This window comes from Streptomyces yokosukanensis (assembly GCF_001514035.1).
Classification (GTDB): domain Bacteria; phylum Actinomycetota; class Actinomycetes; order Streptomycetales; family Streptomycetaceae; genus Streptomyces; species Streptomyces yokosukanensis.
This window is the reverse complement of sequence record NZ_KQ948214.1, coordinates 1-15,356: the sequence shown is the minus strand read 5'-3', so window position 1 is coordinate 15,356 and position 15,356 is coordinate 1. Positions and strand designations below refer to the sequence as shown.

General features: G+C 72.9%; 13 protein-coding genes. 7 read left to right on the top strand and 6 right to left on the bottom strand.

Annotation, left to right across the window (positions count from 1 at the left end; all coding sequences use genetic code 11):
* The first annotated feature begins 56 nt into the window (after positions 1-56).
* Entirely contained in the window at positions 57-2,039 is a 1,983-nt protein-coding gene (locus AQI95_RS22305) for a Xaa-Pro dipeptidyl-peptidase (protein WP_067126426.1), read from the top strand.
* A gap of 50 nt (positions 2,040-2,089) precedes the next feature.
* Here AQI95_RS22305 and AQI95_RS22300 read toward each other — a convergent pair whose 3' ends face one another.
* Complete coding sequence (locus AQI95_RS22300) at positions 2,090-3,004, bottom strand: FAD-dependent oxidoreductase (protein ID WP_067127417.1); 915 nt, start codon at positions 3,002-3,004, stop codon at positions 2,090-2,092.
* Between the two features lie 101 nt (positions 3,005-3,105).
* On the opposite strand from AQI95_RS22300, the gene AQI95_RS22295 reads away from it, so the two are divergent.
* Positions 3,106-4,170, top strand: coding sequence for an oxidoreductase (locus AQI95_RS22295; RefSeq protein ID WP_067126423.1), 1,065 nt, complete (start codon positions 3,106-3,108; stop codon positions 4,168-4,170).
* Between the two features lie 35 nt (positions 4,171-4,205).
* Positions 4,206-5,846 carry an ABC-F family ATP-binding cassette domain-containing protein gene (locus AQI95_RS22290; protein WP_067126420.1) on the top strand — a complete coding sequence of 547 codons (1,641 nt, stop codon included), beginning with the start codon at positions 4,206-4,208 and terminating at the stop codon, positions 5,844-5,846.
* A 144-nt stretch (positions 5,847-5,990) separates the two neighbouring features.
* On the opposite strand, the gene AQI95_RS22285 is transcribed toward AQI95_RS22290, so the two are convergent.
* Positions 5,991-8,429 (bottom strand): Tex family protein, encoded by a 2,439-nt coding sequence (locus AQI95_RS22285; protein WP_067126417.1) that lies wholly within the window; start codon positions 8,427-8,429, stop codon positions 5,991-5,993.
* Positions 8,430-8,630: 201 nt separating this feature from the next.
* On the opposite strand from AQI95_RS22285, the gene AQI95_RS22280 reads away from it, so the two are divergent.
* Positions 8,631-9,590 (top strand): GlxA family transcriptional regulator, encoded by a 960-nt coding sequence (locus AQI95_RS22280; RefSeq protein ID WP_067126415.1) that lies wholly within the window; start codon positions 8,631-8,633, stop codon positions 9,588-9,590.
* 77 nt (positions 9,591-9,667) lie between these two features.
* Entirely contained in the window at positions 9,668-10,303 is a 636-nt protein-coding gene (locus AQI95_RS22275; protein ID WP_067126413.1) for a DJ-1/PfpI family protein, read from the top strand.
* On the opposite strand, the gene AQI95_RS22270 is transcribed toward AQI95_RS22275, so the two are convergent.
* Entirely contained in the window at positions 10,290-11,045 is a 756-nt protein-coding gene (locus AQI95_RS22270) for an enoyl-CoA hydratase/isomerase family protein (protein ID WP_067126410.1), read from the bottom strand. The two genes, AQI95_RS22275 and AQI95_RS22270, sit on opposite strands and share 14 nt — an antisense overlap.
* A gap of 117 nt (positions 11,046-11,162) precedes the next feature.
* Here AQI95_RS22270 and AQI95_RS22265 point away from each other — a divergent pair, with 117 nt between their 5' ends.
* Both AQI95_RS22265 and AQI95_RS22260 read left to right on the top strand, forming a co-directional pair.
* Positions 11,163-11,762, top strand: coding sequence for an HdeD family acid-resistance protein (locus AQI95_RS22265; protein WP_067126407.1), 600 nt, complete (start codon positions 11,163-11,165; stop codon positions 11,760-11,762).
* A gap of 174 nt (positions 11,763-11,936) precedes the next feature.
* Positions 11,937-12,425, top strand: a complete 489-nt coding sequence (locus AQI95_RS22260; RefSeq protein ID WP_067127414.1) for an ATP-binding protein — start codon at positions 11,937-11,939, stop codon at positions 12,423-12,425.
* A gap of 86 nt (positions 12,426-12,511) precedes the next feature.
* Here AQI95_RS22260 and idi read toward each other — a convergent pair whose 3' ends face one another.
* The 3 genes from idi to galE form a co-directional block, all read right to left on the bottom strand.
* On the bottom strand, positions 12,512-13,105 hold the full coding sequence (gene idi / locus AQI95_RS22255; protein ID WP_067126404.1) for an isopentenyl-diphosphate Delta-isomerase: 594 nt from the start codon (positions 13,103-13,105) through the stop codon (positions 12,512-12,514).
* Positions 13,106-13,280: 175 nt separating this feature from the next.
* Positions 13,281-14,222, bottom strand: coding sequence for a cation diffusion facilitator family transporter (locus AQI95_RS22250; protein WP_067126400.1), 942 nt, complete (start codon positions 14,220-14,222; stop codon positions 13,281-13,283).
* A 150-nt stretch (positions 14,223-14,372) separates the two neighbouring features.
* Complete coding sequence (galE, locus tag AQI95_RS22245; RefSeq protein WP_067126394.1) at positions 14,373-15,344, bottom strand: UDP-glucose 4-epimerase GalE; 972 nt, start codon at positions 15,342-15,344, stop codon at positions 14,373-14,375.
* Positions 15,345-15,356: the final 12 nt, after the last annotated feature.

Genomic DNA, 15,356 nt, shown 5'->3' with positions numbered 1-15,356 from the left:
GCGTGCCGCCGTAAAGTGCTCTTCTGTACGGGAGTTCACCGGAGTACCGTCCGCGCATGCTGATTCGCACCTTCATCCGCAGCCGCTTCACGATCTGGAGACCGCTCGCGACAGCGGTCGTCGCCATCCTGACGGCCGCCCTGCTCACCCCGGTCGCCGCGCAGGCCGCCACCCACCAGAGCCGGACGACCCGCGAGAGCCGGCCCGTCTACTCCTACGCCCACGCCATCCGCGAGTCCGTATGGGTGGACACGGGCCTCGACGGGGACGGCGACGGGAAGACCGACCGGGTCGCCGCCGACATCGTCCGGCCGGCCGAACCCGCCCACCAGGGCCGCAAGGTGCCGGTCATCATGGACGCCAGCCCCTACTACTCCTGCTGCGGACGCGGCAACGAGAACCAGGTCAAGACGTACGACGCGCAGGGCCACCTGGTCCAGATGCCGCTGTTCTACGACAACTACTTCGTGCCCCGCGGCTACGCCGTCGTCGGCGTCGACCTCGCCGGCACCAACCGCTCCGACGGCTGCGTCGACGTCGGCGGCCGCTCCGACGTCCGATCCGCGAAGGCCGTGATCGACTGGCTGAACGGCCGCGCCACGGCCTACACCAGCCGGACCGGGACACACACCGTCAAAGCCGGCTGGACCAACGGCAGGACGGGCATGATCGGCAAGAGCTGGGACGCCACGATCGCCAACGGCGTCGCCGCCACCGGCGTCAAGGGCCTGAAGACCATCGTCCCGATCAGCGGCATCTCCTCCTGGTACGACTACTACTTCGCGCAGGGCGCCCCGCTGTACGACGGCGGCCCCGCCGGCCTCGCCGGCTACGTCGAGAGCGACGCGGCCAAGGCCCACTGCGCGGCCGTGCAGAAGAAACTCACCGACGGCAGCCCGCGCAGCGGCGACTGGACCTCGCTGTGGACCGAGCGGGACTACGTCAAGGACGCGGCGAAGGTACGCGCCAGCGTGTTCCTGGTGCACGGCATGCAGGACCTCAACGTCCGCACCAAGCACTTCGGCCAGTGGTGGGACGCTCTCGCCCGGCACGGTGTCGCGCGGAAGATCTGGCTGTCCCAGACCGGGCACGTCGACCCCTTCGACTACCGGCGCGGCGCCTGGGTCGACACCCTGCACCGCTGGTTCGACCATGAACTGCTCGGCTACGACAACGGCATCGACCGCGAGCCGATGGCCGACATCGAACGCCACCCCGACCAGTGGGTCACCTCCCCTGTCTGGCCCCCGCAGGCCACCCGCACCACCGTCCTGCACCCCGCCCCCGGCACCCGGCCCGGCGTCGGCACGCTCGGCCTGCGCCCGGCGGCCGGCACCGAGACGTTCACGGACGACCCCAAGCTGAGCGAGACCGACTGGGCGGCGCACCTGACCACGTCCACGCCCGAGAAGACCGGATTCCTCTCCGCGCCGCTCACCCGCGACCTGCGGCTGTCCGGCTCGTCCACCGTGACGGTGACCGCGACACCGAGCACCGCGTCGGCCCACCTGTCCGCCGTCCTGGTCGATCTCGGCCCGGACACGATCCGCGACTACGCCGACGGCGCCGAGGGCATCACCACCCTCGCCGACCGCACCTGCTGGGGCGAGAGCACGGCCGGGGACAGCGCCTGCTTCAAGGAGACCAAGGCCAAGACGACCAAGGTCGACTACACGGTGTTCAGCCGCGGCTGGGCCGACCTCGGCCACTACGCCTCCCCCGCCAAGGGCGTTCCGCTCACCCCGGGCAAGGCGTACACCATGACCCTGCGCCTCGCGGCCACCGACCATGTCGTCCCCAAGGGCCACCGCCTGGCCCTGATCATCGCGGGCACCGACAAGGACCTCATCGACCCGCCGTCCACGAAGCCGACCCTCGCCGTGGCCCTGTCCGGTACGACGGCCAGGCTGCCGCTGGTCGGTGGCGCGGCGGCGTTCGCCCGCGCCACCAGCGGCGCCGCGGCCACGGCCCCGGCTCACGCGCCCGGCCCTCTGCAGGGGCTGCGCGCACCCCGCGCGGCGGGGCACCTCCCGCAGTAGCCGCCGGGCGGCACGTGCCCGGGGGCGCTCGGCCGTCCCCGGGCGTCCTGTCAGGCGGCCGGGAACGCCAACCCGGCCGCCTCCCGGGCGCACCCCCACGCCACCGTGATCCCGGCCCCGCCGTGCCCGTAGTTGTGCACCAGCACGCGGCCCCCGGAGAGGGGGCGGCGCTCCAGCCGTACCGCGTCCCGGGCCGGGCGGAGCCCCACGCGATGGCTCAGTACCGGGGCGCCGGCGATCTCCGGCCGTACCGCCGCGCACCGTGCGACGATCGCCGCGGCCGTGACCGGGTCGGGCTCCAGGGACCAGTCGTCGTCGTCCGCCGTGCCGCCGAGCAGCAGGCGGCCCGGCTGCGGAATGAAGTACGTGGAGGCGCCGGAGCTGTGGTCGGCGGAGGTGAACCAGGTCGTGACGCCCGGGTTCGCCACGACCACCAGCTGTCCGCGCACCGGACGCACCCCGGGGTCCGGCACCAGCGAACGAGCCCCCAGACCCGCGCAGTTGACCACGACCGGCGCCGGCACGGCGGCGAGGTCGTCGACCTCGCGGGCCTCCACCGCACCGCCCGCCGCGCCGAGCCGCGCGCGCAGCCACGCCAGATGCACCGGCATGTCGATCACCGGCAACCGCGCCGCCAGCCCCTCGGCCACCGTCCGCAGTCCCGCCGTCCGGCCCGCCCACGCGCCCAGTTCGTCCAGCCGGATCCCCTGGTGTACACCGTCGACCAGGCGTACGCCCGTCTCCTCGGGCCGCTCGGCGAGATCCTCGTACACGGCGAGGGACGCCAGCGCCCACGCGCCGACCCTCGCCTCGGGTGCGATGCGGTACGGCCACCACAGGCCGCCCGCGACCGCCGAGGTCGTACGCTCGGCGTCCTCTCTCGCCCAGACCCGTACCCGCCGCCCGGACTCGGCCAGCAGCACGGCCGTCGTCAGCCCGGCGACCCCGCTCCCGACCACGATCACTTCGTCTCTCGGCTCGCTGTCCACGCCAGGACGATAGGCCCAGTCCGGCCGACTCTCCTCCGGCGCGCTCACATCCGTACCGTGGTGGGGATACTCACAGCATGTCTGGCGCATACGCGACCTTCGACCTGGCTCCGGCGATCCGCGCCGGAGGTGTGCTCGCCGACGGCGGCTACCAGGTCCACCGCGATTTCGTGGACTTCGTCGTGGACGGGCGTCCGCTGCTCTTCCAGCTGTCCGACCTGGACGCCGTCTCCCCGCTCGCCTCGGACGTCCCGCCCGCCATCTTCACGGAACAGGTGCGCGCGCTGCTGCTGGAGGCCGAACCGCCGCTCCCGGACGGCCGGTTCGTCATCTACGGCTGCCCGGAATGCGCGGACCTGGGCTGCGGGGCGGTCACCGCCGTCATCGAGCGCGACGGCGAGGACTACATATGGCGGGATTTCGCCTGGCAGACGGACGAACACGCCGACCTGGAACTCAACGGCTACCAGGGAGTGGGGCCGTTCCGCTTCCACGGCGCCGAGTACCGGGCCGCCCTGACCTCGCTGAGCGAAGGCCCGCCCCGTCGACGCGTGCTGCTGATCGGCGCCCGTGTCGCGGTCCTGGCCAAGCTGGCCGCCGCGCTGCGCACCATCGGCATCGGCGCCGACATCACGCAGGACGCCCGCGCCGTCCCCGCCGAGGAACTGCGCGGCTACGGCGCGGTCGCCTTCGGGCGCGCGGTCACCGAGACCGAACGGGCCGTCGTACTGGACACCTTCGAGCATGCCGGGGTCGAGGTCGCCCGGGTGGACGGCCTGGCCCCGATCGTGCCGCTGCTCGTCGCCCAGATCGAGCACGCCCTGGACCGCAGCCCGCTCCCGCAGCGCCGGCTCACCGGACTGGCCGCCGCGAGCGGAGCGAGCCGGGGGGCCTTTCGGGCGAAGTCCGGGGAAGGCGCCGCGGATGTCGAGGTGACCTCGGCCTGCCGGGTACGGATCACCGCCTACCGCCTCGACCGGCTCTACCGCACCCACACCCGCGAGGTGTACGACGGGGTCCTGGAGCCCGGCCGGCACCGCGTCCCGCTGGACCCGCGGGCGGTCAGGGGACAGGCGTACGTCGTGGCCCGCACGACGGCAGAGGTGCTGGCGGCACCGGTCACCGGCGCACCGGGCGGCTGAGCCGCAGGTGCCGGCCGGTTAGGATCGGCGTCCTGATGACTGCCACCCTCGTCGCCAAGAACCTCGCCGCCGGGCACGGAGACCGTTCCCTCTTCTCCGGGCTGGACCTCGTCGTCGCACCCGGCGACGTGATCGGTCTCGTCGGTGCCAACGGCGCGGGCAAGTCCACCCTGCTGCGGCTGCTCGCCGGACACACCGCGCCCGAACTGGGCGAGCTGCGGCTGTCCCCGCCGACCGCGGCCGTCGGTCATCTGCCGCAGGAGCCGGAGCGCAGGCCGGGGGAGAGCGTCCGGCAGTTCCTGGCCCGCCGCACCGGCGTCGCCGAGGCACAGCGTGTGATGGACGACGCCACCCAGGCCCTCGTCGAGGGCGCGCCCGGCGCCGACGACGCCTACGCGAGCGCCCTGGAGCGCTGGCTGGGCCTCGGCGGCGCCGACCTGGAGGAGCGCGCCGATGACGTCGCCGACTCCCTCGGCCTCGCCGTCGGCCTGGACCAGCCGATGACCTCCCTCTCCGGCGGTCAGGCCGCCCGCGCCGGCCTCGCCTCCCTCCTGCTCTCCCGCTACGACGTCTTCCTCCTGGACGAGCCCACCAACGACCTCGACCTGGACGGCCTGGAACGCCTGGAGCGCTTTGTCACCGGGCTGCGCGCGGGCACCGTCGTCGTCAGCCACGACCGCGAGTTCCTCACCCGCACGGTCACCAAGGTCCTCGAACTCGACCTGGCCCAGCGGCAGATCAACCTCTACGGCGGCGGCTACGCGGCCTACCTGGAGGAGCGCGAGGTCGCCCGGCGGCACGCCCGCGAGGAGTACGAGGAGTACGCCGACAAGAAGTCGGCTCTGCAGGACCGCGCGCAGATGCAGCGGGCCTGGATGGACAAGGGCGTGAAGAACGCCCGGCGCAAGGGCGGCAACGACAACGACAAGATCGGCCGCAAGTTCCGCAGCGAGTCCAGCGAGAAGCAGGCCGCCAAGGCCCGGCAGACCCAGCGCATGATCGAGCGGCTGGAGGTGGTCGAGGAGCCCCGCAAGGAGTGGGAGCTGCAGATGGAGATCGCCGCCGCCCCACGCTCCGGCGCGGTCGTGGCCACCCTGCGCGACGCCGAGGTCCGGCGCGGCGACTTCGCCTTCGGCCCGGTGTCCCTGCAGATCGACTGGGCGGACCGGGTCGCGGTCACCGGAGCCAACGGCGCCGGCAAGTCGACCCTGCTCGGCGCGCTGCTCGGCCGTGTCCCGCTCGACTCCGGACACGCGGCGCTCGGCTCCGCAGTCCTGGTCGGCGAGGTCGACCAGGCGCGCAAGCTGTTCCACGGCACCGAGACCCTGCTGGACGCCTTCTGCGCGGCCGTCCCGGACACCGAGCCGGTCGAGGTCCGCACCCTGCTCGCCAAGTTCGGCCTGAAGTCCGACCACGTACTGCGCCCGGCCGCGTCGCTCTCGCCGGGCGAACGCACCCGCTCGGCCCTGGCCCTCCTCCAGGGCCGGGGCGTCAACCTCCTGGTCCTGGACGAGCCCACCAACCACCTCGACCTGCTCGCCATCGAGCAGCTGGAACAGGCCCTCGACGCCTACGAGGGCACGCTGCTCCTGGTCACCCACGACCGCCGCATGCTGGACGCGGTCCGGGTGACCCGCCGACTGGAGGTCGCGGACGGCAAGGTGACGGAACACTGACTCCGGTGGTGCGCGGGAGCGTCGGCTCCGGCGCACCGCGGCGTACCGTGCCGCCCGCTCCACCCGCCCGAGGTGCCCGGCGCCGTACGGCATACGGCCACATGGGGCACGGGGCCGGAGCCGTACGGCCCCGGCCCCGCCCGGTCAGCGCTTCTTCGGGTCGAGCAGACCCGCGCGGCGGAGCGCGTCGGCCATCGCGCTGTTGGCTGGGGCCGGCGCCTGCCGCCCGCCCCGGTCGCCGCCGCCACGGCCCTCGCGCCGGCCCTGGCCCTGGCCGCCTTGGCCCTGGCCGCCCTGGCGCTGGCCGCCTTGGCGCTGCTGGGGCGGCCGTCCGCCGCCGCGCTGCTGCCGTCCGCCGCCCTGGCCTGCCTGGCCGCCCTGCGGGGCCGCCTCGTCGTCCAGGCGCAGGGTCAGCGCGATCCGCTTGCGCGGGATGTCCACGTCCAGGACCTTCACCTTGACGATGTCACCGGGCTTGGCGACATCGCGCGGGTCCTTGACGAACGTCTTCGACATCGCCGACACATGCACCAGACCGTCCTGGTGGACGCCGACGTCCACGAACGCGCCGAAGGCGGCCACGTTCGTCACCACGCCCTCCAGGATCATCCCGGCGGACAGGTCGGAGATCTTCTCCACGCCCTCCTTGAAGGTGGCCGTCTTGAAGGCCGGACGCGGGTCACGCCCCGGCTTCTCCAGTTCCTTGAGGATGTCCGTCACCGTCGGCAGACCGAAGGTGTCGTCCACGAAGGCGGCGGGCTCCAGTGAGCGCAGCACGCCCGTGTTGCCGATGAGGGAGGCCATCTGCTGGCCCGTGGTCTTCACCATGCGGCGGACCACCGGGTAGGCCTCGGGGTGCACGCTGGAGGCGTCCAGCGGGTCGTCGCCACCGCGGATGCGCAGGAAGCCCGCGCACTGCTCGAACGCCTTCGGGCCGAGCCGCGCCACCTTCTTCAACTCCGAGCGGGAGGCGAACGGGCCGTTCGCGTCCCGGTGCGCCACGATGTTCTCGGCGAGGCCCGAGGAGATGCCCGACACCCGCGCGAGCAGCGGCACGGACGCGGTGTTGACGTCCACCCCGACGCCGTTCACACAGTCCTCGACCACCGCGTCCAGCGAGCGGGAGAGCTTCACCTCGGACAGGTCGTGCTGGTACTGGCCGACGCCGATGGACTTCGGGTCGATCTTCACCAGCTCGGCCAGCGGGTCCTGCAGCCGCCGTGCGATGGACACCGCGCCGCGCAGCGACACGTCCATGTCGGGCAGCTCCTGCGAGGCGTACTGCGAGGCCGAGTACACCGACGCGCCCGCCTCGGACACCATCACCTTGGTGAGCTTCAACTCCGGGTGCCTGGAGATCAGTTCACCGGCGAGCTTGTCGGTCTCGCGGGACGCCGTGCCGTTGCCGATGGCGACCAGGTCGACCCCGTGCTCCTGCACGAGCCGGGCCAGCTTGGCGAGGGCCTCGTCCCACTTGTTGGCAGGGACGTGCGGATGGATCACGTCCGTCGCGACGACCTTGCCGGTCGCGTCGACCACGGCGACCTTCACGCCCGTACGGAAACCCGGGTCCAGGCCCAGCGTCGAGCGTGTGCCGGCCGGGGCGGCCAGCAGCAGGTCGCGCAGGTTCGCCGCGAAGACGTCGACCGCCTCGTCCTCGGCGGCCGTGCGCAGCCTCAGGCGCAGGTCGATGCCGAGGTGGACCAGGATGCGGGTGCGCCAGGCCCAGCGGACCGTGTCCGCGAGCCACTTGTCGGCCGGCCGGCCCCGGTCGGCGATCTCGAACCGGTGCGCCACGATTCCTTCGTACGACGACGGTCCGGGCTGCTCGGAGGGCTCCTCCGGCTCCAGGACGAGGTCGAGGACCTCCTCCTTCTCGCCGCGCAGCATCGCGAGGATCCGGTGCGAGGGCAGCTCGGTGAACGGCTCGGCGAAGTCGAAGTAGTCGGCGAACTTGGCGCCGGCCTCCTCCTTGCCCTCCCGCACCTTCGCGGCCAGCCGCCCACGCACCCACATGCGCTCGCGCAGCTCGCCGATCAGGTCGGCGTCCTCCGAGAACCGCTCGGTGAGGATCGCCCGCGCGCCCTCCAGGGCGGCCTGCGGATCGGCGACGCCCTTGTCGGCGTCCACGAACGCGGCGGCTGCCGCCAGCGGCTCCACCGTCGGATCGCCCAGCAGGCCCTCCGCCAGCGGCTCCAGGCCCGCCTCGCGCGCGATCTGCGCCTTGGTGCGCCGCTTGGGCTTGTACGGGAGGTAGATGTCCTCCAGCCGCGCCTTGGTCTCGGCGCCGCGGATCCGGGCCTCCAGCTCGTCGGTGAGCTTGCCCTGCTCGCGCACCGACTCCAGGATCGCGGTCCGCCGCTCCTCCAGCTCCCGCAGATAGCGCAGCCGCTCCTCGAGCGTGCGCAGCTGCGCGTCGTCGAGCATCTCGGTCGCTTCCTTGCGGTAGCGGGCGATGAAGGGCACGGTCGAACCGCCGTCGAGCAGTTCCACCGCGGCCTTCACCTGCCGCTCCCGTACGCCGAGTTCCCCGGCGATTTTGCCTTCGATGGATCCTGCTTCGATGGATCCGGGTGTCGTCACGATCCCGTACCGCCTTCTCCACTGAGGTTGCGCGGCAATTGTGGCAGGTGACACCGACAACCTGGGATCAGGGCGGCATCACCGGCGGGCCGCCCGGCCCGGGGGCCGGGCGGGGGCCCGGCGCCGCGTGCCCTGCGCATGGCAGAAAAGGTGGGAAACATGTCGTTGCGGACATGCCGGGGGCGGCGAAGAATCGAAGGCATGGCGCAGCGCACCCTCCTCTTCGTCCTCTTCGACGGCGTCCAGAGCCTCGACGTCACCGGTCCGCTCGAGGTCTTCGCCGGCGCCGAGAAGCGGACGCCGGGCACCTACCGGGTCCGTACGGCCTCGCTGGACGGCGGCCCGGTGCGGACCTCCAGCGGTCTGACCCTCGTACCGGACGAGGCGCTCACCACGGTCCCCGACCCGCACACCCTGCTGGTGCCCGGCGGCGAGGGCACCCGGGCGCCCGACCCGCGGCTGATCGACTGGCTGCGGGCCCGCGGGCCCGGCGTCCCGCGCCTGGTCTCGGTGTGCACGGGCGCCATCCTGATCGCCGCCGCGGGTCTGCTCGAGGGCCGCCGCGCGACCACCCACTGGGCCTACTGCGACAAGCTCGCCCGCGACCACCCGCAGGTCGCCGTGGATCCGGAGCCCATCTACGTCCGGGACGGGCACGTCGCCACCTCGGCCGGGGTGACCTCCGGCATCGACCTGGCCCTCGCCCTGGTCGAGGAGGACCTGGACCGGGACGTGGCCCTCGCCGTCGCCCGGCACCTGGTGGTCTTCCTGCGCCGGCCCGGCAACCAGGCGCAGTTCAGCGCCCAGCTCGCCGCCCAGACCGCCCAGCGCGCACCGCTGCGGGAGGTCCAACGATGGATCACCGAGCACCCGGCCGGCGATCTCACGGTCGAGTCGCTCGCCGCCCGCGCCCGGCTCTCACCCCGCCACTTCGCCCGCGCCTTCCGGGAGGAGACCGGCATGACACCCGGCCGGTACGTCGACCGGGTCCGCCTGGAGCACGCGCGCCGTCTGCTGGAGGACACCACCGACGGCATCGAGGAGGTCGCCCGCGCCAGCGGCTACGGCACCCCCGAGGCGATGCGCCGCGCGTTCGTCAAGGCGCTCGGCGCGGCCCCGGCGGAGTACCGCCGTCGCTTCCGCCCCGCCGTCGCCCGCTGATCCCCGCCCGCACCGACCGCCGGACCCGCCTCCTGCCGCCCACCGGCGACAGGCTTCATCCGAGGAAGGGACACACCATGCAGATCGCCATCGTCGTCTTCGACCGCTTCACCGCCCTGGACGCCGTCGGCCCCTACGAGATCCTCTCTCGACTCCCCGGCGCCGAGACCGTGTTCACCGCCGAGCGCACCGGTGCCGTCCGTACCGACACCGGAGCGCTCGCGGTCGTCGCGGACCGGGCTCTTGACGAGGTCACACGCCCGGACGTCGTGGTCGTACCGGGCGGGCCGGGCCAGCAGGCGCTGATGGAGCACCGGCCCCTGCTCGACTGGCTGCGCGCCGTCGACGCCACGAGCACCTGGACGACCTCGGTGTGCACGGGCTCGCTGCTGCTCGCCGCCGCCGGGCTCCTGGACGGCCGGCGCGCGACCTCGCACTGGCTGGCCCTGGACCAGCTGAAGCGGTTCGGCGCCGAGCCGGTGGAGGAGCGGGTGGTGTCGGACGGGAAATACGTCACCGCCGCCGGAGTCTCGGCCGGTATCGACATGGCGCTCACCCTGTCCGGTCGCATCGCCGGCGACGAGCACGCGCAGGCCGTCCAGCTGGCCACGGAGTACGACCCGCAGCCGCCCTACGCCGCCGGATCCCCGCGCAAGGCGCCCGCCCATGTCGTCGAGGCGCTGCGTGGCCGGAGCCGTTTCATCCTGACGTAGACGCGTTCCAGGTGAAGCGCGGCTGGCGCCGCTCCAGGAACGCGGCGACCCCTTCCGCGGTGTCGGGGTTGCCGCGGGCCCGCTCGGCCCAGTGTGCGTCCCGGTCGGTCCGGCCGTCCGCGAACTCCTTCGCGGCGGCCTGCGTGAGCTGCGAGCGGGAGACCAGTACCCGGGCCAACTCCGCGACCCGCTTGTCCAGTTCGCCCTCCGGCAGCACCTCGTCCACCAGCCCGGTGGCGAGCGCCCGCCCGGCGTCGATCAGCTCGGCCGTGAACAGCAGGTACTTGGCTGCGGCCGGTCCCACCAGCGACACCAGCCGCCGGGTGGACGACGCCGGGTACACGATCCCGAGCTTCGCCGGCGTCACCCCGAACAGCGCGCCCTCCTCCGCCAGCCGCAGATCGCAGGCCGCCGCGAGCTGCGCCCCGCCGCCCACGCAGTGCCCGCGCACGGCGGCGAGGGTCGGCTTGGGAAACGCGGCGAGCGCCTCCTCGGCCGCCACCGCGAGCGTCTGGGCCTCGGCCGGCGAGCCCTGGAGCGTACTGATGTCGGCACCCGCGCAGAAGGTCCCGCCCGCCCCGGTGAGCACCAGCGCGCGCACGCCCGGGTCACGCGCGAAGCCCTCCAGCAGGGGCGGCAGCGAACGCCACATCGCCGCGGTCATGGCGTTGCGCTTGGCCGGGTGGCGGATCACGACGGTGGCGACAGCGCCTTCGATCTGATGCGACAGCTGGGGCTCCATGCGCGGATCGTATCGGGGGTCCCGCCAGGACCTGGGGGGTAGCGAGTTACGGAGTCCGGCTCAGCGGGGACAAAAGGGGAAGGGGGGATGAAAACAGCGCCGATCGAGGAGCTGGCGATGGTCAAGGCCGGCACGCGCACGGACAGGGCGACGTCGATGCACCGCGGCTTCGGCTGGCTCGCCGCGCTCGGCGTGGTCCTCGTGCTCGCCGGGCTCGTCGGACTCGTCTACACCGCGGCCGCCACGCTGACCTCGATGCTCCTGTTCGGCTGGCTGCTGCTGATCGGCGGGATCGTCGGCCTGCTGCACGCCGTCCAGGCCCGCGGCACCAACTTCTTCTGGCTCGGCGCCGTCGTGGCCGCCCTGAACATCGCGGCCGGCATCGTCGTCATCCGCCTGCCGCACGCGGCCGCCGCCGCGCTCAGCATGTTCGCCGCGCTGCTGTTCCTCTCCGCGGGCCTCTTCCGGGTGGTCGGCAGCGTGGTGGTGCGCGGACCGCAGTTCGGCTGGACCCTGCTGCTCGGCGCCTTCGACCTGCTGCTCGGGGTCCTGGTCCTCGGGCACTGGCCGAGCAGCAGCCAGTACGTCATCGGGGCCTTCTTCTCGCTCGCGCTGCTCTTCGACGGCCTCGGCCTGGTGGCCGCCGGCTACGGCGGGCGCCGTATCGTCGGGCTCGTCTCCGAGCGGGGGCAGTCCGGACCCATACCACCCGACTAGTTCGCGAATCGGCGTCCGGGCGACAGGAACAGTCCCACACGTGACCGTGTCATACGCGCTCGATCAGAAACCGCCCGATACCCGCTGACTTGTGTTCAGGCATGCGGACCGGAGCGGATTGTTACCAACACTCGACGTGTGGTGACAATCGAGCGCGAGGGTGGCGACCGGACGATGGACAACCACGGGCGCGGGGACGGCCCGCGCCCAGCGGGGGGCGCCGGTCGGCAGCCCGATCCACTGCCGTACGAGGGCGTCTGGCGCTTCACCGCGGCAGCGGTGGACGCCTCGGTCCCGCAGGCCCGGCACGCCGTCCGGGACCTGCTGCTGCGCCAGGGAGTGCCGGTCTCCGACGAGCTGGAGTACGGCCTGCTGCTGATCGTCTCCGAGCTGGTCACCAACGCGGTCCGGCACGCGGCGCTGCTGTCGCCGACGCTGGCCGTGGAGGTCGCCGTCGGAGCCGAGTGGGTGCGGGTGTCCGTGGAGGACAACCACCCCTACCGCCCCACCGCCCTGGAGGCCGACCACGGCCGGACCGGCGGCCGGGGCCTGCTCCTGGTCCGTGAGGTGGCGCGGGAGGCGGGCGGAACGGTCGACGTGGAGCACACGGCAAGCGGCGGCAAGGTGATCTGGGCCGCCCTGCCGCTCAAGCCCGCGACCTGAAGCCGGTGGCTCCGGAGCCCCGCGCGACCTGAAGCCGGAGGCTCTGGAGCCCGCGTAGCCCGCGCGTCCTGGAGCCGGAGCGTCGCTCACCAGCCCGCGGACGGGCCCGTCAGTTCCCTGATCGCCGGACGGGCCGCGTCCAGGACGGTCATGAACCATGCCGAGAACGGGTCGCGGGCGTGCCGCTCCGCCAGCTCGGCCGGAGTCACGAAGGCGCTCGCGCCGACCTCCTCCGGGTCCGGGGCGGGCGGCGCCTGCACCAGGCCCACGAACAAGTGGTTGTACTCCTGCTCGACCAGGCCGGAGTCGGGGTCCGGGTGGTTGTAGCGGACCCGGCCCGCCTCCGCCATCAGCGACGGCGACACGCCCAGCTCCTCGAACGTGCGCCGGGCCGCGGCGGCGAACGGCGCCTCGCCCGGGTAGGGGTGGCCGCAGCAGGTGTTGGACCACACACCGGGGGAGTGGTACTTGCCGAGCGCCCGCTGCTGCAGCAGCAGCCTGCCCTGCTCGTCGAAGAGGAACACGGAGAACGCGCGGTGCAGCTGTCCCGGCGGCTGGTGGGCGGCCAGCTTCTCCGCCGTACCGATCGTCACACCCTTCTCGTCGACAAGTTCCAGCAGAATCGCCTCTTCGGTGCCATTCGACGAGCTGTGTGTCGCGGTGGCAGGTGTGATCGGCATACCCATCCTTCGCCTCGGTCTTCGCACCCCAAGTCTGCCGTACGAATCCGGCACTCCCGGCACTTTGCGCCACGTCCGCGCGCGGCGCGCTGCGGGAAGCCGGACCCGGTAGATCATCGTGCCCGGCCGAAGGGGAACGGAATCGTCCGGGCGTCTCGCACACCCGAGCGGGGCGTCAGTGGCAGAGCCGGGCCTCGTGCTCCGCGTGTCCGCCGGGCTCCAGCTGGAAGGTGCAGTGCTCCACGTCGAAATGATCGCCGAGGCAGCCCTGCAGCTCGTGCAGCAGTTTCTCGTGGCCGATGGCGCTCAGCGCCTCCGAGCTGACCACCACGTGCGCCGAGAGCACCGGCATGCCGGAGGTGATCGTCCAGGCGTGCAGGTCGTGTACGTCCTCCACGCCGTCCAGCGCCAGGATGTGCTCCCGCACCTGGGCCATGTCGACGTTCTTCGGGGCCGCCTCCAGCAGCACGTCCAGCGTCTCGCGCAGCAGCTTCAGCGTCCTCGGCACGATCATCAGGCCGATGACGATCGAGGCCACCGGGTCGGCGGCCTGCCAGCCGGTGGTCAGGATCACCGTGGCAGAGATCAGCACCGCGACCGAGCCCAGTGCGTCCGCCGCCACCTCCAGGAAGGCGCCGCGCACATTGAGGCTCTCCTTCTGCCCGCGCATCAGCAGGGTCAGCGAGACCGAGTTCGCGACCAGGCCGATCAGACCGAACACGACCATCAGGCCGCCGCGGGTGTCCGCGGGTGTCATGAACCGCTCGATCGCCTCGTACAGGACGTATCCGCCGACCCCGAGCAGCAGCAGGCAGTTGGCCAGCGCGGCGAGGATCTCGGCGCGGGCGTAGCCGAAGGTGCGGTTGGTGCTCGGCGGGCGGTTGGCGAAGTGGATCGCGAGCAGGGCCATGCCGAGCCCCACGGCGTCGGTCGCCATGTGCGCCGCGTCCGCGATCAGCGCGAGCGAGTCCGCGACCAGGCCCCCGATGATCTCGACCACCATGATCGTGAGCGTGATGCCCAGCGCGATCCGCAGCCGGCCCCGGTACGCCGCCGCGGCCGTACCCGTGGCCGGCGCGTGGCTGTGCGCGTGCCCGTGGTCGTGCCCTGCCCCCATGACAACCGCCCTTTCCGTGTTCTGTTCGGCAGGCCCAGTGAACTACGGGTGGGGGGTATGGGGCAACGCGGCACTGAACACCGTTGTCATGTGCCCTGACCTGCGGAAACGTTCCGCAGGTCAGGGTGGGTACGGCTCACCCCGACCGGCTCACCGGTCGTGGTGCAGCTGCCAGCCCCGCCAGGCCGACTCCACCATCTCGCGCACCCCGCGTGAGGCCCGCCAGCCCAGCTGCTCGGCGGCCCGCTCGGCCGAGGCGACCGCGCGCGGCGCGTCCCCGGGCCGGCGCCCCTCCACCACCGGCTCCCGACGGTCCCCGGTGACCTCCCCGACGACGGTGATCAGCTCGCGCACCGAGACCCCCGCGCCCCGCCCGATGTTCAGCGTCAGATCGCCGGACAGGTCCCCCTCGGCGAGCCGCCGCGCCGCCGCGAGGTGGGCCTCGGCGAGGTCGGCGACATGGATGTAGTCCCGGACGCAGGTGCCGTCCGGTGTCGGGTAGTCCGCGCCGAAGATCCGCGGGGCCTCGTCGCGGGTGAGCCGGTCGAAGACCATCGGCACGATGTTGAACACCCCCGTGTCCGCCAGCTCCGGCGCCGCCGCGCCCGCCACGTTGAAATAGCGCAGGCACACCGTGGAGATGCCGTGCGCCCGCCCGGCCGCCCGCACCAGCCACTCCCCGGCCAGCTTGGTCTCGCCGTAGGGGTTCACCGGCGCGCAGAGGGTTTCCTCGGTGATCAGGTCCACGTCGGGGTTGCCGTACACCGCGGCCGACGAGGAGAACAGCAGCCGCCGGATGCCGGCCCCGGCCACCGCGTCCAGCAGCGTGGCGAGGCCGCCCACGTTCTCGCGGTAGTAGCGGATGGGCTCGGCCACCGACTCGGCGACCTGCTTGCGCGCCGCGAGATGGACGACGCCCGTGACGCCGTACTCCTTGAAGACCCGCTCCAGCAGCGCGCCGTCCAGCGTCGAGCCCACGACGAGCGGGACGCCCGGCGGGAGCCGCTCGGGCACCGCCGCCGACAGGTCGTCCAGCGCCACGACACTCTCCCCGGCGCCGGCCATGGCCCGTGCCACATGCGCCCCGATGTATCCGGCTCCGCCGGTGATCAGCCACGTCATGGTCGACCACCC